We start from the raw sequence: 19143 nt of genomic DNA, 5'->3' as shown, positions 1-19143 counted from the left end.
ATGGAGCGGCAGCGAGTCGGCCCAACTGTTGGTCGAGTAGTCGGCGAGCGGCAGCGAGTCGGCGTATCGAGATCTGGTGAGATGCTGTCAGGCGCCGGAGGTCTCGATACGCTCGCTCACTTCGTTCGCGGGCTACTCGACCAGCGGTTGGGGTGCGTGGGCTGTTCGCTGGTTGATCGAGTGGCCGGGACTTACCCGTTGGTCGAGTAGTCGGCGAGCGGCAGCGAGTCGGCGTATCGAGATTTGGTGAGATGCTGTCGGGCGCCGGAGGTCTCGATACGCTCGCTCACTTCGTTCGCGGGCTACTTGACCAGCGGTTGGGGTGCGTGGGCTGTTCGCTGGTTGATCGAGTGGCCGGGACTTACCCGTTGGTCGAGTAGTCGGCGAGCGGCAGCGAGTCGGCGTATCGAGATTTGGTGAGATGCTGTCGGGCGCCGGGGGTCTCGATACGCTCGCTCACTTCGTTCGCGGGCTACTTGACCAGCGGTTGGGGTGCGTGGGCTGTTCGCTGGTTGATCGAGTGGCCGGGACTTACCCGTTGGTCGAGTAGTCGGCGAGCGGCAGCGAGTCGGCGTATCGAGATTTGGTGAGATGCTGTCAGGCGCCGGAGGTCTCGATACGCTCGCTCACTTCGTTCGCGGGCTACTCGACCAGCGGTTGGGGTGCGTGGGCTGTTCGCTGGTTGATCGAGTGGCCGGGACTTACCCGTTGGTCGAGTAGTCGGCGAGCGGCAGCGAGTCGGCGTATCGAGATTTGGTGAGATTCTGTCGGGCGCCGGAGGTCTCGATACGCTCGCTCACTTCGTTCGCGGGCTACTCGACCAGCGGTTGGGGTGCGCGGGCTGTTCGTTGATCGAGTGGCCGCGACTTACCCGGTGATCGAGTAGTCGGCGAGCGCCAGCGAGTCGGCGTATCGAGATTTGGTGAGATGCTGTCAGGCGCCGGAGGTCTCGATACGCTCGCTCACCTCGTTCGCGGGCTACTCGACCAGCGAATGCGGGTGTGCGCGGACGGCTGCACCCGCGGTTGGAGTGTGCGGTTTACGCAGCCAAGCGCAGCGAGAGATCGTTGCACGCCTCGCACACTGTCTCGGGGATGATCCCGCGTCGCTGCAGGAACCCGAAGGCGACGCACCCTAGGCACAGGCCGAACACGAACTCCAGGGACGCCGCCACGATGAGCACGCCGGTTACGATCTGGGCCGCGACGCCGAGGCCGAGCAGCGACAGCACCAACGCGCTGCCGCTGAACACGAGCCCGATGGTCTGGGCGAACCGCTTGGGCGGGCCGGGCACGAGTTTGGTCTTGCGCCAGACCTTCGGTGCGATGAACCGCACCGACAGCTGGCCGAACGGAGAGAACCGAGGACCTGCCATCACCCGCAGCAGAAAGCCGAGCGCGAGCAGGGCGTAGGGCACCGGGTGGTCGACCACGATCGCCACCACGGCGAGCACGATCACCAGACCCGCGGTCGAACGGGCCGCGTAGTCGTTGACCGGATTGGGAAACGTCAGCGCCGACGGCAACGTTGGGGACACCGAAAACCTCCTGAAGAACAGCTCTGCCGAAGGTAGACAACGTCGCGACCCCGGGCAATGATTCCGCTCACGCCGGTTCGGATTCCGCATCGAACCCCGAGATCGCGGCGAGTACGTCGTCGCCGTACTGCTCGAGTTTGGCGTCGCCGATGCCCGATACCGATCGCAACTGCGTCGTCGACGCCGGCCGCAGCGCCGCCAGTTCACGCAGGGTGGCGTCGTTGAACACCACATACGGCGGCACACCGCGCCGCGATGCATCGGCCTTGCGCCACGCACGCAGATGTTCGAACAGCCCGCGGTCGGCGTCGGGCAAATCGGGTGCCGAGCGTGACCCGCGGGTGCTGCGCCCGCCGGCCGGCCGAGCCGGATCGGTCCGCAACATCACGGTGGTCTCGCCGCGCAGCACGGGCCCGCTCTTGTCGGTCAGGGTCAGCACCCCGTAGTCGCCCTGGGGTGCGATGATCCCCGAGGCCACCAGCTGACGGATCACGCTGCGCCAGGCGGCGGCGTCGAGGTCGGTGCCGATGCCGTAGGTGGTCAGCCGCGTGTGTCCGCGCTCTCGGATGCGGGCGGTGTCGGCGCCGCGCAGGATGTCGATGAGGTGGCCGGCGCCGTAGGGCGGATCGCCCAGATCCCGCTGCAGTCGCACCATCGTCGAGAGCAACTTCTGTGCGGGCACCGTGCCGTCGAAGGTCTTCGGTGGGGTGAGACACGTGTCGCAATTGCCGCAGGATTGCGCGTCCTGGCCGAAGTACCGCAGTAGTTGAGCGCGTCGGCAGTCCACGGTCTCGCACAGCGCGAGCATCGCGTCGAGGTGCTGCTGTTGGACCCGCCGGTGATTCGCGTCGCCGTCGGACTGGTCGATGAGTCGACGCTGCTGCATGACATCGGCCAACCCGTAGGTCATCCACGCCACCGACGGCAGACCGTCGCGCCCGGCTCGACCGGTCTCCTGGTAGTAGCCCTCCACGCTCTTGGGTAGATCGATGTGGGCGACGAACCGCACGTCGGGTTTGTCGATACCCATGCCGAAGGCGATGGTCGCGACCACGACGACGCCGTCGGCGCGCAGGAATCGCTCCAGGGTGTCGTGGCGGACTTCGCGATCGAGGCCGGCGTGATACGGCATCGCGTCGACGCCGTTGGCCGCCAGGAACGCCGCCGTCTTCTCCACCGAGGCGCGGCTCAGTGCGTAGACGATCCCGGTGGCCGGTTGCCCGTCGACGTGGCCGTCGGTGCGGATGAAGTCGAGAAGTTGTTTGCGGGGTTCAGATTTGGTGACGATGCGGTAGGTGATGTTGGGACGGTCGAAATCGGCGACAAAGTGCCGGGCGTCGGCGAGGTGCAGGCGTTCGGTGATTTCGGCGTGCGTGCGGCGGGTGGCGGTCGCGGTCAACGCGATGCGCGGGACATCCGGCCACAGTTCGGCGAGCTCGCCGAGTGCGAGGTAATCGGGCCGGAAGTCGTGTCCCCATTGCGAGACGCAGTGGGCCTCGTCGATCGCGAACAGCGAGATCCGACCGCTCTGCAACAAGGCCCGGCAGCCTGCGGTGTTGAGACGTTCCGGTGCGACATAGAGCATGTCGAGTTCACCGCTGCGAAAAGCCGATTCGACCTCGGCGCGCTGTTCGGAAGTCTGCGTTGAGTTCAGATACGCCGCGTGCACCCCGAGTTCGCGCAGCGCGGCGACCTGATCGGACATCAACGCGATCAGCGGTGAGACGACGACCCCGCAGCCCTCCCGGACCAGTGCGGGCACCTGGTAGCAGAGACTCTTGCCGCCGCCGGTGGGCATCAGGACAACTGCATCTCCGCCGGAGACCACATGATCGACGATCTGTTCCTGATCACCGCGGAACGACTCGTAACCGAAGGTCGATGCCAGTACGTGCCACATGTCCGCCACAGGGCACCACGTTACCGGCGGGAGCCGACCGAACCGGCCGGCCGGTCCTCAGGGCGCCTGCCCCGGGATCTCCCCGAGATCGACCGGCTCTTCCGGGACCGCCTCGGCGCTGCCGATCTCGGCTTCGTTGATCTCGCCGAGATCCACCGGATCACCGGGCAGGACGTCCTCGGCGGATTCGAACGATTCGAGGTCGGCCGCGGGTTCGGCCTCTCCGGGTGCAACGCGCTCGGGATCGCCGACGCCGGGGTCGGTGGCTTCGAGTTGGGCCTGTTCGAGCTCGACCTCTTCGAGAACGACCGGCCCGTCGCCGATGTCGTTGTGTTCCTCGACGTCGATGATGCCGCGCTCTTCGTCGTCGCGGGCCCGACGCGCCGCGTCGCGCATCTCGAAGCCGTCGGTGACGAGATCGCCGATCTCGCGGGCGACATCGGCGACAGCGCCGGTGATGATGGTGGCGATCCGGCCGACGTGCGTGGCCGTCGACTCCACGAGTTCCTGGACGAGGTCCTTGTTGCGTTCGATGCTGTCGACCATGGTCAGTATTCTGCCACCGGGACCGGCAGACCGTGCCTCACGCAACAGCCGACGGCGAGCGCTCCACGGTCACCACCAGGTCGTTGTCGTCGCGGGTCAGGAAGTTCGGTAGCGAGAGTTTGGCGATCTTTTTCCAGGTCGAGGCCAACTGGTGGCTCAGCGAACCCGTGTTGTACGGCAGACCGTAACGTTCGCAGATCTCGCGAACCTCGCCGGAGATCTCCGGATACCGGCTGGCGGGGATGTCGGGGAACAGGTGATGCTCGATCTGGTGTGACAGGTTGCCGCTCATGATGTGGAACAGCGGGCTGCCGGTGATGTTCGCCGAGCCCAGCATCTGCCGCAGGTACCACTGTCCGCGCGTCTCGTCGGCGCACTCGTCGGCGGTGAAGGTCTGGGCGCCGCTGGGGAAGTGGCCGCAGAAGATGATCGAGAAGGTCCACAGGTTGCGAACGAGGTTGGCTGAGGCGTTACCCAGCAGCGTGGTCACGAACAGGGGGCCGGTGAGGGCGGGGAACACCACGTAGTCCTTGAGGACCTGTCGACCGGCCTTGCGCCACATACCCTTGACGAGACCTTTGACGTCATACCATTTGCGTTTGCCTGCGACGATGTTCTCGACCTCGAGGTCATGGAGCATCACGCCCCATTCGAACAGCAGCATCAGCGCGGTCGCATAGCCAAGGTTACCGAGGTAGTAGGGATTCCATTTCTGGTCGCGATCCATCCGCAGAATGCCGTAGCCGATGTCGCGGTCCTCGCCGATGATGTTGGTGAAGGTGTGGTGCATGTAGTTGTGGCTGTGGCGCCATTGGTCGGCCGGGCACACGGTGTCCCATTCGAATTCGCGTGAGTTGTAGGTGTCCTCACGCATCCAGTCGTACTGGCCGTGCATGACGTTGTGGCCGATCTCCATGTTGTCGAGGATCTTCGACACCGACAGTGCGCCGACCGCCGCGATCCAGGCGGGCGGGAAGAAGCCGAGATACATCAGTGCGCGACCGGCGATCTCGAAGCCACGCTGGGCGCGGATGACCGAGTAGAGGTATTCGCGATCCTTCTCGCCGAGGTCGGCGACGACCCGTGCCTTGAGTTCGTCGAGTTCGCGGCCCAGTGCCTCCACTTGCTCGTAGCTGAGCACGATGTGTTTGGGGTCGTCGACGGTGGTGGGCTCGTCCGGGACGGGTGCGTCGATACCGACCAGGGCGGTGCCGGTGGTGGGGTGGTCGATGATGGTCATGTCAAACCTCGATTTCCACGTCGCCGACGGGCGCATTGATACAGAGTTGGATCTGCGTGTCGGCTTCGCTGTCGGTGTCTCCGGTCAGCACGTTGCGGGTGCAACCGGATTTCTTGATCGCAGTGCAGGAGAAACAGATCCCCATCCGGCAGCCGGAGTCGGGCCGGAGCCCGGCCGATTCCGCCTGGTCGAGGATGGTGCGGCCGTCGTTGGTCGCCGATCTGCCGGATCGCAGGAAGGTCAGCTCGCCGTCGATGGGTGCGTCGGGGTCGACGGAGATCGGTACTGCCAGCGTGAACGCCTCGCGGTGCAGCGGTTGGGTCAGTCCGGCCGCGTCGTGATGGCGCTCGACGGCGTCCATCAGTGCGGCCGGTCCGCACACGAACAACTCGGCATCTGCGAAATGGTCGATCTCGTCGAGATGTGCGCCGGTGAAATGCTCGCCGTGGGCGTCGCGGGTGTAGTGCACCCGCAGGTCGACCCTCGGGTGGTTCGCGGCGATCGCGGCCAGGTCCGTCCGGTAGGCCACGTCATCCGGTGTGCGTGCGTAGTGCAGAAAGGTGATGGCTCCCTGGTGGCCCTCGGCTACGAGCGTTCGCATCATCGAGAGTACAGGTGTAATACCACTGCCGCCGCTGATGAAGACTGCCGAACGGGGGCGCTCGGCAGGTAGGACGAACTCGCCGGTCGCCGCCGACAGTCCGACGACCATGCCGACGTGCGCGTGGTCGAACAGGTGCCGCGAGACGAACCCGCCCTCGTGGGCGGTCACCGTCAACTCGAGATCCCCGCGGGGTGACGGAGCGTTCGCGGGGGAAAAGCACCGGGTGTGCCGGACGCCATCGATAACGGTACTGAGCTGGACATACTGTCCGGGAAGGTGGCCGGTCCACTGGTGTGTGGGGCGAAGAGTGAGTCGGACGGCCCGGCTGGTCGGGCGGTCCACCGCGACGACCTTGGCACGGATGTCGCGCCAGGTCAGCATCGGATCGATCAGTTCGAGATAGCGGTCGACGGGATGTGGCGAGAGGGCGCTCTCGACAATGGTCCCGAGGACCGAGGGAAGGCGGATGCTCATGGGCTGGCTCCGTTCGTGTGCTCACTTGAGTGAACATATGTACACAAAACAGTGTGGCATGTTCAGCGCCGGTGTCGTCAAGGACTTTTGTTGTGACGGCTGTCACTGGGGCTGACGCGGTCTCCGGCGGCGGAGTCATCTCGCCCTAGACTCGGACCGTGACCAGGTCTCGACACACCGCGCGGCAGCGTCCGTCACGTGCTGTCGGCGAGCCGGATGGGCGGACCTCGGAGAGTCGGGCCGAGCGTAAGAGTCGTACCCGGCAGGGTCTGCTCGACGCGACGATGGAACTCGTCGCCGAGCGCAGCTTCGGCAGCATCAGTCTGCGCGAGGTGGCGCGGGGTGCAGGCATCGTGCCGACCGCGTTCTATCGGCATTTCGCCTCTATGGAGGATCTGGGCGTCACGCTGGTCGAGGATTCGATGCGGGTGTTGCGGCGCACGCTGCGCGAAGGACGGCGCGATCTCGCCGCTCGGCAAGCTCTGCCGACGGCGCAGAACTCGCTGGCGATCCTGCTGCGCCACGTCCACGACAACGAGGCGCAGTTCCGGTTTCTGGTACGCGAGCAGCACGGCGGTATCGCCGAGATCCGTCGCGCCATCGACACCGAGTTGCGGTTGTTCTCCAAGGAACTCGCCATCGATCTGTCGCGGCTGCCCGACCTGGCGCAGTGGTCGCCGGAAGATCTGGAACTGGCCGCCGAACTCATCGTCACGATCATGCTGACCGCGGTCGCCGACCTCCTCGACAACGATTACCGCGGTCGAGAGGCCGAGCGCGATATCGTCGCCCGGACCGAGCGCCAGTTGGTCATGGTGTTCCTCGGCATGGGGCAGTGGCGAGTTCGTACGGATTAGTGTCGTATCGCCACGAGCGTGGCAGGTGAGCGGATTACTACAACTTCGTATCGAGCTGGGCATCGAGGGGTGATCCCGTTTAGTCTCCTGTTACTGATGTGACTAGGGAGACGCAAGTGACTCGTGTGAAGTTGATTGTCACGGTGACCGCCGTGACAATCGCCGGTTCGTTGCTCCTCGGATCGGCGACTGCTGCTGCCTCACCCGCGTGGTGGCCACCTCAACTCCCGCCGCTGCCGCCGCAGATCGCGAAGTTCCTCGAGCCGCCGGTGCCCACCGAGAAGAAGCTCATCAGCAGTTTCGCGAAGATGCAGAAGAGCATGCGCAGATCACAACCGGGCAAGGTGGGACTGGCGATCGTGGCGGTTGGTTCCGATCGCGTCATCACGATGGGTGACCTCACCACCGGCCGTGCGTGGTCGACCTTGAAAGTGCCGGTGTCGCTGGCCGCGCAGCGCCGGTACGGTGCGGCCGTGGCCGCAGAGGAAGACAAGGCGATCACGTTCTCCGACAATGACGCCGCCGGCGAGCTGTGGGGTGCGTTAGGGGGTGGCCAGAGTTCGGTCGACGCGGTGACCGCGGTACTGCGCGAAGGGCATGACACCCGCACGCAGGTCAGTTCGGAGGCGGATGACCCGCCGTCCTACCCCGGCTACACCCCGTGGGCGTTGGCCGACCAGGCACGTTTCGGGGCGCATCTGCCCTGTATGCCTGGTAGCGAGGATGTGATCCGGCTGATGAGCAACGTGGCGGCCAACCAGCAGTGGGGTGTGGCGACGATGGCGCCGAACAAGGGGGCGGTGACGGCGGTGAAGGGTGGCTGGGGACCGGCGACCTCCCGGTCGGCGGGGTACCTGGTCCGGCAGCTCGCGGTGATCACGACCACCCGCGGTGATGTCGCGGTCTCGATGGCGGCCATTCCGCGCAACGGCTCGTTCACCACGGGCACCCGGATGCTCAATCGGGTGGGGGACTGGCTGGAGCGCAACCTCCCACAACTGCCGACGGGACGATGCTGACTCGCGCACGCAAAAGGTGTCGACCAACGGCGGCTGCGTGACGGTCAGAGGTCGGGGCGTGCGTGGCGGCCACCCGGGCGTGGCGTCGCTGTCGGCGCAGGAGGCGGCGGGGGCGGCTCCGATCCCGGACCGGCCGGTGTGGCGCCGGCGGGGCGGGTCAGCGCGGCTGCGATGACCGTGGTGAGTGGAACCGACAACGCGATCGCGATGCCGCCCACGAACGAGCGGGCCAATTCCACCGCGATCGCATCGGTGGTGACCAGCGAGCCGAAGGGTTGTTGGGCCACCGAGAACAGCAGCAACAGGGGCAGCGCACTGCCCGCGTATGCGAACACCAGCGTGTACACCGTGCTGGCGATATGGTCGCGGCCCACCCGCATCGCCGCGCGGAAGGTCGCCAGCCGAGTGGGCTCACCGGCGGCAGCGAGTTCGAACGCTGCCGAGGCCTGGGTGATCGTGACGTCGTTGAGCACGCCGAGGGTGCCGATGATGAACCCGGCGAGCAGCAGCCCACTGATCGAGATACTGCTCTGATACACCTGCAGGTTGACAGTCTGATCCCCCGACAGACCGGTGATATGCATCGTCTCGATGGACAGCCAACTCAGCACGCCGGCGAGCACCAACGACATCAAGGTGCCCAACAGTGCCGAACTCGTTCGCAGGCTGATGCCGTGCGCGAGGTAGAGCACCACGAACAAGATGGCCGCCGACGACACCACCGCGACCGCCACCGGCGACTTCCCGTCCAGGATGGCCGGCAGGGTGAAGATGCCGAGGACCAGGAACGCGAAGACCAGCCCGATGATCGACCGGAGCCCGCGCCAGGCCGCGACGAGCACCACCGCACCGACGAACAGCAACGCCCAGATGATGGTCGATACCGTGCGCTGATAGTCGAAGAAGGTATAGCGCGTGTTGCCATCCGGGCCCGGGACCACGCTGAGCCGGATCTTGTCCCCGACCGCAAGGGTGGGTTGTCCCGCCTGCGGCTGGTCGAGCTGGTCTGCCGACGGGGCGAGCGCGCCGGGTTCGGATCCGGATTGCGCTCGGTTGGTGGGGATCTCCAGCAGCGTGTGCCGTCCCCGATCGTCGCCGTCGTCGAGCTGTACGGTCGCCGCGATACACGGCCCGGTCGGCGAGGCGCCGGGCAGCTGGAACTCGGCGCCGTCCTGCACGGTGCCGGTCAGCGGATTGAGGCAGTCCGCTCGTTGGGTGTCGACGACATGGGCGTCGACGGTCTGGATCGATCCACCGTCGGCGGAGCGGAATTGCATGGGAATGCTGTGCTCGCCGTCCGAGGGCCACAGCACGACGGCGCCGACCACCACACCCACGCCGATCGCGCTGAGCGTGGCGATCACGAACCATCGTGCCAACGGCGACAGCACCGCGGGAATCTCCGACAGGTTGTGCGAATGACCGTGACCGTGTCCGCGACCTGGATGACTCACGTCGACACCTTAGCGGTGGGTCGTCGCCCGCGGCCCTCGCAGACGGCCATGCGGGCGTGAATCGAGGAGTAGAAGTGGAAGTATGCGCTCTACAGACATCTTGATCGACGGTTTCGGCCGCGTGTCGGAGAACGTCCACGCCGTCCTCGACGGCATCACCTCCGAACAGCTCGTCGAACGGGTGGCGCCTGAGGCGAACACGATCGCCTGGCTGATCTGGCACATCTCCCGGGTCCAAGACGCGCAGGTCGCCGACGTCGCCGTCGCCGACGAGGTGTGGACCTCGGCCGGCTTCTATGACCGATTCGCGCTGCCCTTCGACCGGTCGGCATCCGGCTACGGCCAATCCCCCGACGAGGTGGCTCAGGTCATCGTCGAGCCCGGGCTGCTCGCGGAATACCACGACTCCGCCCACGCCGCGACGGTCGGCTACCTGCGCACACTCTCCGATGACGATCTCGAACGGGTGATCGACGAGAACTGGGATCCGCCGGTGACCCTCGGCGTCCGTCTGGTCAGCGTTCTCGACGACGACGCCCAACACGTCGGGCAGGCCGCCTACATCCGAGGTCTGGTGGGCTGAGTCGACAGCTGCCGGCAGCTGTCGAGATGGATGGGTGCCAGGGCATCTGGCCTCGACGAGGTATCGGCGAATCGGACGGGGTCTGCCGGATCAGGGCGTGAGAGGTCGGCAGGCCCGTGAGACGATCGGCGCATGACCGAGCCCTCCACGCCGCCCGAGTCGGTCAAATCGGCGGCAGAACCGACTGTCGACGACGACTCGGGAGCGTCAGGCGACTCGATGCTGACCGTGGTCATCGCGTTCGTGATGAACGTGCTCATCGCGATCGCCAAGACGATTGCGGCGGCCATCACCGGGTCGGCGTCGATGCTGGCAGAGTCCGCGCATTCGTGGGCCGACGCCGGCAACGAAGTGTTTCTGCTGATCGCCGAACGTCGCGGTTCGCGTGGCCGCGACGAACGCCATCCCTTCGGCTACGGGCGAGAGACCTACATCTGGTCGCTGTTCGCCGGCTTCGGACTGTTCGCCGTCGGCGCGGCGGTGTCGGTGATGCACGGCATCACGTCGTTGACCGAACCCGAGCCCGACGCCAACTATCTCATCGGCTATCTCGTCTTGGCGATATCGGCTGTACTGGAAGGTGTTTCGTTTGCGCAGTCGATTCGTCAGGCGCGGGTGGCGGGTGAGCGGTTCGCCATCCATCCGCTCCGCTTCCTCAACCGGACGTCCAACACGACCCTGCGGGCGGTGTTCTTCGAGGACGCCGCGGCGTTGACCGGGCTCGCGATCGCTGCGCTCGGTATGGCTTTGCATCAGATCACCGGGTCGGCGGTCTGGGATGCGATCGGGTCCATACTCGTCGGCACCCTGCTGGGCGTGATCGCGATCTTCCTGATCAAACGCAACAGCGAGTTCCTGCTGGGGCAGACGGCGATGCCGCGGACTCGATCGTCCATCCTCCGAAAGATGCTCGAGCATCCCGACATCGAGCGGATCACCTATCTGCACATCGAGTATGTGGGACCGATGCAGTACTACCTGGTCGCCGCCGTCGACATGGTCGGGGATCTCGCCGAGCACGAACTTGCCGAACGTTTGCGTCGAGTGGAGCGTGAGATCGAGGCGCACGAGCCGATCGTCGAGGCGGTACTGACCCTGTCCACCACGGCCGAACCATCGCTGATGCCGTGACATCGCCCGGCGCGTAGGTTGGCAACCGTGGACTTACGCATCTTCACCGAACCCCAGCAGGGTGCAACCTACGACGACCTCTTGCGTGTGGCGCGGGCGACCGAGGATCTGGGGTTCGACGCCTTCTTCCGTTCGGACCACTACCTGGCGATGAACGTCGAGGGCATGCCGGGACCGACCGATGCATGGCTGACGCTGGCCGGGCTCGCGCGCGAGACGTCGCGCATCCGGCTCGGAACGCTGGTCACCTCGGCGACCTTCCGGCTGCCCGGCCCGCTGGCCATCTCGGTTGCGCAGGTCGATCAGATGTCAGGCGGGCGAGTCGAACTGGGGCTCGGAGCCGGCTGGTTCGAGGCCGAACATGCCGCCTACGGCATTCCCTTCCCACCGCTGCGCGAACGCTTCGACCGGCTCGAGGAGTCGCTGGAGATCATCACCGGTCTGTGGGGCACCCCGGCGGGCCGTCGATTTGACCACCGGGGCAAACACTTCGCGCTGTCCGATTCGCCCGCCCTGCCCAAGCCCGAGCAGCAACCACGGCCGCCGATCATCATCGGCGGCGCCGGAAAGAAGCGCACCCCGGCGTTGGCCGCCCGTTTCGCCGACGAATTCAATGTGGCGTTCGCACCCGTCGATACCGCTACCGAGCAGATCGGTCGGGTGCGGGCGGCATGCGCCACCGCCGGCCGTCGTCCCGAGACCATGACCTTCTCCGCTGCGCTCGTGCTGTGCTGTGGGCGGACCGACGCCGAGTTGGCGCGCCGAGCCGAGGCGATCGGCCGGGAGGTGGACGAGCTGCGCGAGAACGGGGCGGCCGGCACCCCGGGCGAGGTCGTGGAGAAGATCCAACGGTACCGGGAGGCCGGTGTGGGCCGCATCTACCTGCAGACCCTTGACCTGAGCGACCTCGACCACCTGGCCGTGGTGGCGGCCGACGTCATGCCGCACCTCGGCTGATGTGTTGGCCCGGTCCCGTCACCTGGCCACTGTCGACTCCATCTGCCAGTAGAGGATCTCTGCGTCGTTCTGTGCCGTGAGCCGGATATCATCGTGGCCGGTGAACCGGATGGCATCGCCGGCCTCCAGGTTGATGTTGCCGGTGATATCAGCGACGGATACGTGTCCCACGGCCACGAACAGGTGTCCGAATGGCGCGCCCGGCAGGGTGATGGACCGCCCGGCCGTGGGCCGCGCAACGTGCAGTGCGGCGTGACGGTTGGACAGGGCGATGCCGGGCCCGTCGGCGTGCTCGGGCATGCCCGATGCCGCTACCACGGGCTCGCCCGAGTCCAGGACTGCGCTGACATCGCGTTGGGCGTAGCCGGGTTCGAGGCCCAAGCGGTCCGGGGCGATCCACATCTGGATCACCCGAAGCGCAATGGGGTCCGCACGCGGTGCGGGATTGCGTTCACTGTGTCGGATACCGTGTCCCGCGGTCATCCGCTGGATCTCGCCGGGCCGGATGGTCGTCTCCGTTCCGGTGGAGTCGCGGTGTGCGGCAACGCCTTGAACCACCCAGGTGAGAATCTCGGTGTCGACGTGCTGATGCATGTCGAGCCCTTCGGCGGCGTCGACCCGGTCGTCGTTGTGCACCAACAGAACGCCGTGGGCGTTGGCGGCCAGATCGAAATTGCCGGTGGCCGGAAAGGACTGTCGCGAATCGAGCCACTCGTTGCGCCAGTGGATTCGCTCGTGGGCGCGAATGATCTGCGTCATCGGGCTGCCTTCTCGGAGAGGTGCGCAGACAGTCGCATCATGATGTCGAGCAGGACCGCACCGTCGTCCATGGACAGCGCGTCGAAGAAGAGCTTCTGCACGCAGCGCAAGTGATCTGTTGCGGCGGAATGGAAGGCCGCGGCTCCGGCTGCGGTGAGCACGGCATAGCTGCCGCGTCTGTCCTCGTCGGCGCGCTCGCGACACAGCCAGCCGCGTCGGACGAGCGTGTCGACCTGATACGACAAGCGCGAGGTGGAGAAGACAAGTCGGTCGGACAACTCGCGCATGCGTAGCCGGCGTTGCGGATCGTTGTACAGCAACATCAGCAGCTGATAGTCCGCCAGCGACATGTCCGCGGTGGTCTTGAGATCCTCGTCGAGGATGGTCTGCAGGCGGGCACTGGTCTCGATGAAGTTCTGCCAGGCCGCCGGGCGTGGATCGGCGCTCACCGGCTGGTGTGGGGCATCAACGCGTCCGGCGGGATGACGCCGAGACGGCCCGCCTGGAAGTCCTCGATGGCCTCCATCAGCTGCTGACGCGTGTTCATGACGAACGGCCCGTACTGGACCACCGGCTCGCGGATGGGGCGTCCACCGAGTATCAGCAGCTCCAGCGCCGGACGATTCGAGTCCTGGCCGGCGTCGGCGGTCGCGGTGATGCGGTCACCCGTGCCGAACACAGCGAGTTGGCCCTGCCGGATCGGGCGTGCCTGGGCGCCGACGGTACCGCGGCCGGAGAGCACGTACACCAGTGCGTTGAAATCGGGGCGCCACGGGATCGACAGCCGCGCACCGGGGGAGACGGTGGCGTGCGCGAACGTGATCGGGGTGTGGGTCGATCCCGGACCGGTGTGGCCGTCGACGTCGCCTGCAACAACACGGATCAAGGCGCCGCCGTCATCAGAACTGAGCAGTCCCACCTGGGCGCCCTCCAAATTCTGGTACTTGGGTGCCAGGAATTTGTCCGCCGCCGGCAGATTCACCCAGAGCTGGATGCCGTGGAACAGGCCGCCGGAGTCGACCAGTTCGGCCGGTGGCGTCTCGATGTGGAGGATGCCCGCACCTGCGGTCATCCACTGGGTGGCACCATTTTCGATGAGCCCGCCGCCACCGGTGGAATCCTGATGCTGGAACCGTCCGTCGATCATGTAGGTCACGGTCTCGAAGCCACGATGCGGATGCCACGAGGTTCCCTTCGGTTCGCCCGGCTCGTAGTCGACCTCGCCCATCTGGTCCATGTGGACGAACGGGTCGAGGTCGGCCGACGAGACACCGGCGAACGCACGGACGACGGGGAACCCCTCACCTTCGTGGCCGCGGGGACCGGTGGTGACCGACTTCACCGGGCGTTCGACCTCGTCGGGGGCGGCGGTGCGCACACGGGGCAGGGTGAGGGTATCGGCGGTGACAGCAGGCATGTCCAACTCCTTCCAGGTAGCTCAAATCTGAGCTATATCGTGCTCAACCCGGCCGTGTCGAGACTTATTCCAGGCGAATGCCCTGACGGGTTCATAACGTCTCGCCGCAGACGGTCGAGCGTGAATAATCGAGGCCATGGCCGACAAGGGACTGGGATATCGGGACATCGGGGGCAGGGGCGCCGACACGCGCGGACCCGAACGCCAGCGGTTCAAGAAGCTCGCGCAGGCGGCGTTGAACGCGGACATGACCGTCGATCAGGTCGAGGGGATTCTCGCCGACCTCGGGGAGACGCTCGTCGACATGAACAAGACCATCAGCGGTCTCGACGGGGCCATCGACACGATGGACGACACGCTGTCCAAGCTGTCGGTGACGCTTGATCAGGTCGACAGCACGGTGGCGTCGATGGGAGACATCGTCGCGCGGTTGGAACAGGTGGTCACCAGGGTGGAGGCGCTCGTAAGTATCGGCGAGGCCGCGCTGCGGCCGTTGGGCGCGATCGAGTCGGCGGGCCGCAGCGTCGCGTCGAGGCTCGGCATCGGAAGCTGAGACGGGAGTGGATATGCAGCGCGCGGAACACAATTTTGTCGGCGGCCATGGCGAGACGATCACCTACGACGTCATCGACCCGATCGATCAGCCGCGGGCGGTGGTCGTCATCGCGCACGGCCTCGGCGAACACGGTCGCCGCTACACCCACGTCGTCGATCGACTGGTGGCTGCGGGCAACCGGACCGTGGTGCCCGACCATCTGGGTCACGGTCGCTCGGGCGGCAAACGTCTGCGACTGCGGCGCTTTGCCGACTTCACCGACGATCTCGACCGCGTGATAGGCGAGACCGCCGTCGCGGACCGGCCGACCTTTCTGGTCGGGCACAGCATGGGTGGGTGTATCGCGCTGGACTATGCGCTCGACCACCAGGATCGACTGGCCGGGCTCGTGCTGTCCGGCGCGGCCGTGGTGCCGGGCGACGACATGTCGCCCATCGCGATGAAGCTGGCGCCGGTGCTCGCCCGGGTGGCCCCGGGGCTGCCCACCACGGCACTCGACGCGAGCGCCATTTCGCGTGATCCGCAGGTGGTCGCCGACTACAACGCCGATCCGCTGGTCATCCGCAGCAAGATCCCGGCCGACCTCGGGGCCGCGATGCTCACCACCATGCAGTCCTTTCCACGCCGACTACCACGACTGCAGCTTCCTCTGCTGGTCATGCACGGCGGCGACGACGTGCTGACCAGCCCGGCGGGCAGCGAACTGGTCGATCGCCTCGCCGGGTCGTCGGACAAGACGTTGACCATCTATGACGGCCTGTATCACGAGATCTTCAACGAACCCGAGCGCGACCGGGTGATCACCGACGTTGTCGACTGGCTGGCGGCGCACACCCCGGCCTGAGCGTCATCGCAGTCCGGATCAGCGCACCGGCGTCGTCGTCGGGATCGATGACTGTGCCGGGATCGGGACCGACGGGGTAGTACTCGGCGGGACCGTCGACTCACCGGTGTCGGCACCGGACTCGGAAGTCGGCGACTCCGAACTCGACGCGCTGGGCTGGGTGTCGTCGGCGGCCGAGGATGTCGACGACACCCCGGGCTCGGTGGCCGACGCCGACGTCGAATCGGTCGACGTGCTCGATGCCGCGGACTGTGCCGACGTGCTCGGGTCGGCCGATAGGTCGACGGTGTCGAGCACCGGCGTGGACTCAGCGGCGAGCAGGGCGGCCCGGGTGGCCTTGGTGGAACCCTCGGGGTCGGGGGTACCGGAGGCGTCGACCACCTGCACCTTCTCGGTGACCGGCGGGTTGTTGCGCAGCGCCTCGAGAACGTGGTCCTTGCCGTCGGCGAGACCGCGACCCCAGTTCTCCCAGGTGTGGCCCCCGTAGTTGGGCAGCGAGATCACCGATGCGCCGCTCTGTGCGGCCTGTAGTTGCATGAGGACCGTCGACACCGCGGAGAGCATCTCGAGGGCCATCGCACTGATCTGATCCTGCTGGGACAGTTTGGCCATCTCGCTCGAGGTGAGGAATCCGTTGCCGGACGAGATGATCAGCACCTGCCCGTTCTCGTTGAGTTTGTTGACGTTCTTCGACGGATCGTTGTCGGTCCACCGCTGACTACCGGGCGCGCCCCACATGTTGACGATGCCGTTGGTGTAGTTCGACACGATTGTCTGGCTGGCGAACACGCCGAGCGCACCGATCGGGTTGTCGGTCTGGTAGTAACCCGACATCGCCTGCACGACCTTGAACTGGTCCGGATGACGCTCGGCGAGTGTCACCGCGGGGCCACCCGACATGGACAGGCCGACGATCGCGTTGTTGTTCTTGCTGACGCCGAAGTTCTCGGCGAGGTAGTCGGGGAGCTCCTCGGTGAGGAAGGTCTCCTGCGCGATGGTGGTGTTCTCCGCGCCGGCACCGCCTTCCCAATCGGTGTAGAACGACGACGCTCCGCCGACCGGCATCACCAGGGTGGTGTCGGTGTTGCCGTCGTATACCTGGGCGGCCTGCACATCGTTGGTCCACGCGGAGCGATCCTCTTGCGCGCGCATGCCGTCGAGCAGGTAGATACCCTGGTCGCTGCCGTTGGAGGCTCGGATCTGGACGGTGACGAACTTGTTCTGCGACTCCGACCAGACCTTGCAGTTCTGCACGTAATTGCCCGAAGAATCCCAGGTGCAGCCCTCACGTAACACCTCGGGATGTCCCGCCATGGCTGATGCCGTGTTGCCACCGGAGAACAGCGATCCCACGCCGAACAGGCCCAGGCTCAGCACCACCACGGCGGACAGGCCCGCGACCCGACGTCGGATACTGCGCCGGGGCGCCGGGGCAGTGGCGTCGGGCGCCATCCGCCACCCGTCGGCGATCATGGACGAATCCGGCTGTTCCGGTTGGCTGGGCATGTGACTCCTGACATCTACGACTTCCCCCGATGCACGACGACTCACCTCGCGGCGGTCCTGGCGTGCGCTGCCCGGTCTGTCGTTGCCGGGCAGGCGGGCGTTACTGATCGTTGCATGCCGTCGACTGCGCATCTGCTGCGAAGCAGCGACCACCGGGCGGGCAGCGGCGAGCGTTTCGCGATTGACCAGCGCACGCCTGTGCCAGGCGGGACACTGAGAGCGGCCGTACCCTTCGGGCGGCCGTGCCCCGGTGGCGCCGGACCGGACGTCGTCGTGGGCGATCGCAACGACAGTGGGGATCCAGATGTCCGCCGAGCAGACTGCACCAACTCGCCCCGCACCCGTGGACATGGCGCACCACGCGCATCTGTCCGGTGTCTTCGCGCCGCAACGCCAAGAGGTCGACGTCAGCGATCTTTCGGTGTCCGGCGAGATCCCCGACGACCTGCAGGGCAGTTATCTGCGCAACGGACCCAATCCTCGGTTCGATCCGATCGGCTCCTACGTCTATCCGCTCGACGGCGACGCGATGGTGCACCGACTCGACATCGGCGACGGCGCCGCGCACTATCGCAACCGTTTCGTCCGCACACCGATGGTGGTGGCCGAGGAGAAGGCCGACCATGCCATCTGGTCGGGCCTGACCGACGGATACACGCCGCCCGCCTCCGAGGTGGGGCCAGAGCTCGCCGGGACGTTCCGTCAGCTGCCCGACATCAACGTCGTCGAACACGGTGGCCGGCTGCTCGCGATGGCCGAATCCGATCAGCCCTACCGGCTCGACCCGGCCGATCTGGCCACCATCGCGCGCGACGACTGTGACGGCGCGATGGCGGTCGGCAGTACCGCGCACCCGAAACTCGACCCCGAGACCGGTGAGCTGGTGCTGTTCAACTACGTACTGGAGGCGCCGTACCTCACGTGGGCGGTGATCGGCCGCGACGGTCAGACACTCCGACCGCCGACACCGGTGGACGGTGTGGACCGACCCCTGATGATCCATGACATGGCCTTGACGTCGCGCTACATCGTGCTGTTCCTGTGCCCGTTGGTCTTCGACATCGAGGCGCTGCTCAGTGGTGGCGGGTTGCTGCAGTGGCAACCGGACTCCGGTACCCGCATCGCGCTGATCCCGCGGGACGGTTCCGCGATCGGTTGGATCGACGCCGAGCCGATGTGGGTGTGGCACTTCGCGAATGGGTTCGACACGCCGGGCGCGGACACGGTGACCGTCGACTACGTCGAGTGGACCTACCCGGGTGGCTTCGCCGACATGCCGACTCCGGCGACCTCCGCTCTGGTTCGGGCGGTACTCGATCCGGCCCGCGGCACCATCGTCCGGACCACCATGGGCGCCAGTGTGAACGTCGAATTCCCACGAGTCGACGACCGGATGCTCACCCGGTCACATGCGCAGGTGGCGACGGTCGGCAAGAGTGACGGCGATTCCGGCGACCTCGACAGCCTTTGGTTTCACGACCTCTCCTCCGGCAGCGAGTCCTGTTGGCGCCCAGGGGTGGCGATCGGCGAGCCCATCTATCTGCCCGGGACCGAGCACGACTACTGGGGCGCGTTCGGCACCGATCCGGCAGACATGTCGTCGCACTTCTACATCCTGCCCGCCGACGATCCGGCCGCCGGTCCGCTCGCGACCGTGCACATGCCGATCAGGGTGCCGGCCGGGCTGCACGGGGCGTGGCTGCCCGGAACGTGACGCCGAGACGACCCGAGACGCACGACGACCGCCCTCGCAGGTGAC

At 66.4% G+C, this 19143-nt stretch carries 18 protein-coding genes; 8 read left to right on the top strand and 10 right to left on the bottom strand.

Features of this window, described 5'->3' with window-relative positions; genetic code table 11:
- Positions 1-1039: 1039 nt before the first annotated feature.
- The 5 genes from OSB52_RS00830 to OSB52_RS00810 all read right to left on the bottom strand — a co-directional run bounded on the left by OSB52_RS00830 (position 1040) and on the right by OSB52_RS00810 (position 6301).
- The gene (locus OSB52_RS00830) at positions 1040-1537 is read right to left on the bottom strand and encodes a DUF4395 domain-containing protein (protein WP_266059674.1); all 498 of its coding nucleotides are present in this window, start codon (positions 1535-1537) and stop codon (positions 1040-1042) included.
- 67 nt (positions 1538-1604) lie between these two features.
- A complete protein-coding gene (gene recQ / locus OSB52_RS00825) occupies positions 1605-3437 on the bottom strand; it encodes a DNA helicase RecQ (RefSeq protein WP_266059903.1) in 1833 nt (610 codons plus the stop codon).
- A gap of 57 nt (positions 3438-3494) precedes the next feature.
- Positions 3495-3983 (bottom strand): hypothetical protein, encoded by a 489-nt coding sequence (locus OSB52_RS00820; protein ID WP_266059672.1) that lies wholly within the window; start codon positions 3981-3983, stop codon positions 3495-3497.
- Between the two features lie 37 nt (positions 3984-4020).
- Positions 4021-5223: a fatty acid desaturase family protein gene (locus tag OSB52_RS00815; protein ID WP_266059670.1), complete on the bottom strand. Its 1203-nt coding sequence runs from the start codon at positions 5221-5223 to the stop codon at positions 4021-4023.
- 1 nt (position 5224) lies between these two features.
- The gene (locus OSB52_RS00810) at positions 5225-6301 is read right to left on the bottom strand and encodes a ferredoxin reductase (protein ID WP_266059668.1); all 1077 of its coding nucleotides are present in this window, start codon (positions 6299-6301) and stop codon (positions 5225-5227) included.
- A 158-nt stretch (positions 6302-6459) separates the two neighbouring features.
- Here OSB52_RS00810 and OSB52_RS00805 point away from each other — a divergent pair, with 158 nt between their 5' ends.
- Together OSB52_RS00805 and OSB52_RS00800 are read left to right on the top strand one after the other, a co-directional pair.
- Complete coding sequence (locus OSB52_RS00805) at positions 6460-7158, top strand: TetR family transcriptional regulator (protein WP_372474997.1); 699 nt, start codon at positions 6460-6462, stop codon at positions 7156-7158.
- Positions 7159-7316: 158 nt separating this feature from the next.
- Positions 7317-8177, top strand: a complete 861-nt coding sequence (locus OSB52_RS00800; RefSeq protein ID WP_372475003.1) for a serine hydrolase — start codon at positions 7317-7319, stop codon at positions 8175-8177.
- 44 nt (positions 8178-8221) lie between these two features.
- On the opposite strand, the gene OSB52_RS00795 is transcribed toward OSB52_RS00800, so the two are convergent.
- A complete protein-coding gene (locus OSB52_RS00795) occupies positions 8222-9631 on the bottom strand; it encodes a YibE/F family protein (protein WP_266059666.1) in 1410 nt (469 codons plus the stop codon).
- A gap of 82 nt (positions 9632-9713) precedes the next feature.
- On the opposite strand from OSB52_RS00795, the gene OSB52_RS00790 reads away from it, so the two are divergent.
- The 3 genes from OSB52_RS00790 to OSB52_RS00780 all read left to right on the top strand — a co-directional run bounded on the left by OSB52_RS00790 (position 9714) and on the right by OSB52_RS00780 (position 12302).
- Entirely contained in the window at positions 9714-10214 is a 501-nt protein-coding gene (locus tag OSB52_RS00790) for a mycothiol transferase (protein ID WP_266059665.1), read from the top strand.
- 132 nt (positions 10215-10346) lie between these two features.
- Positions 10347-11345, top strand: a complete 999-nt coding sequence (locus tag OSB52_RS00785) for a cation diffusion facilitator family transporter (protein ID WP_372474998.1) — start codon at positions 10347-10349, stop codon at positions 11343-11345.
- A gap of 27 nt (positions 11346-11372) precedes the next feature.
- Positions 11373-12302, top strand: a complete 930-nt coding sequence (locus OSB52_RS00780) for an LLM class F420-dependent oxidoreductase (RefSeq protein WP_266059664.1) — start codon at positions 11373-11375, stop codon at positions 12300-12302.
- Between the two features lie 18 nt (positions 12303-12320).
- On the opposite strand, the gene OSB52_RS00775 is transcribed toward OSB52_RS00780, so the two are convergent.
- The 3 genes from OSB52_RS00775 to OSB52_RS00765 are packed head-to-tail and all read right to left on the bottom strand — an operon-like array spanning position 12321 to position 14478.
- The gene (locus tag OSB52_RS00775) at positions 12321-13061 is read right to left on the bottom strand and encodes a pirin family protein (protein ID WP_266059662.1); all 741 of its coding nucleotides are present in this window, start codon (positions 13059-13061) and stop codon (positions 12321-12323) included.
- Entirely contained in the window at positions 13058-13510 is a 453-nt protein-coding gene (locus OSB52_RS00770; protein ID WP_266059661.1) for a MarR family winged helix-turn-helix transcriptional regulator, read from the bottom strand. The genes OSB52_RS00775 and OSB52_RS00770 overlap by 4 nt, the downstream gene beginning before the upstream one ends.
- Positions 13507-14478: a pirin family protein gene (locus OSB52_RS00765; RefSeq protein WP_266059660.1), complete on the bottom strand. Its 972-nt coding sequence runs from the start codon at positions 14476-14478 to the stop codon at positions 13507-13509. Before OSB52_RS00765 ends, OSB52_RS00770 begins: the two co-directional genes overlap by 4 nt.
- 136 nt (positions 14479-14614) lie before the next feature.
- Here OSB52_RS00765 and OSB52_RS00760 point away from each other — a divergent pair, with 136 nt between their 5' ends.
- Both OSB52_RS00760 and OSB52_RS00755 read left to right on the top strand, forming a co-directional pair.
- On the top strand, positions 14615-15031 hold the full coding sequence (locus OSB52_RS00760; RefSeq protein WP_235723614.1) for a hypothetical protein: 417 nt from the start codon (positions 14615-14617) through the stop codon (positions 15029-15031).
- A gap of 13 nt (positions 15032-15044) precedes the next feature.
- On the top strand, positions 15045-15878 hold the full coding sequence (locus tag OSB52_RS00755; protein WP_266059658.1) for an alpha/beta hydrolase: 834 nt from the start codon (positions 15045-15047) through the stop codon (positions 15876-15878).
- An 18-nt stretch (positions 15879-15896) separates the two neighbouring features.
- Here the strand turns inward: OSB52_RS00755 and OSB52_RS00750 are convergent, their stop codons facing one another.
- Positions 15897-17384, bottom strand: coding sequence for an alpha/beta hydrolase (locus OSB52_RS00750; protein WP_372512271.1), 1488 nt, complete (start codon positions 17382-17384; stop codon positions 15897-15899).
- A gap of 304 nt (positions 17385-17688) precedes the next feature.
- On the opposite strand from OSB52_RS00750, the gene OSB52_RS00745 reads away from it, so the two are divergent.
- A complete protein-coding gene (locus OSB52_RS00745) occupies positions 17689-19098 on the top strand; it encodes a carotenoid oxygenase family protein (RefSeq protein ID WP_266059657.1) in 1410 nt (469 codons plus the stop codon).
- Positions 19099-19143 lie beyond the last annotated feature (45 nt).

It is taken from the genome of Gordonia aquimaris, from assembly GCF_026262595.1.
GTDB classification, from domain to species: Bacteria; Actinomycetota; Actinomycetes; order Mycobacteriales; family Mycobacteriaceae; genus Gordonia; species Gordonia tangerina.
The sequence above is the reverse complement of the archived record's forward strand: the minus strand, read 5'-3'. Positions and strand labels throughout refer to the sequence as shown.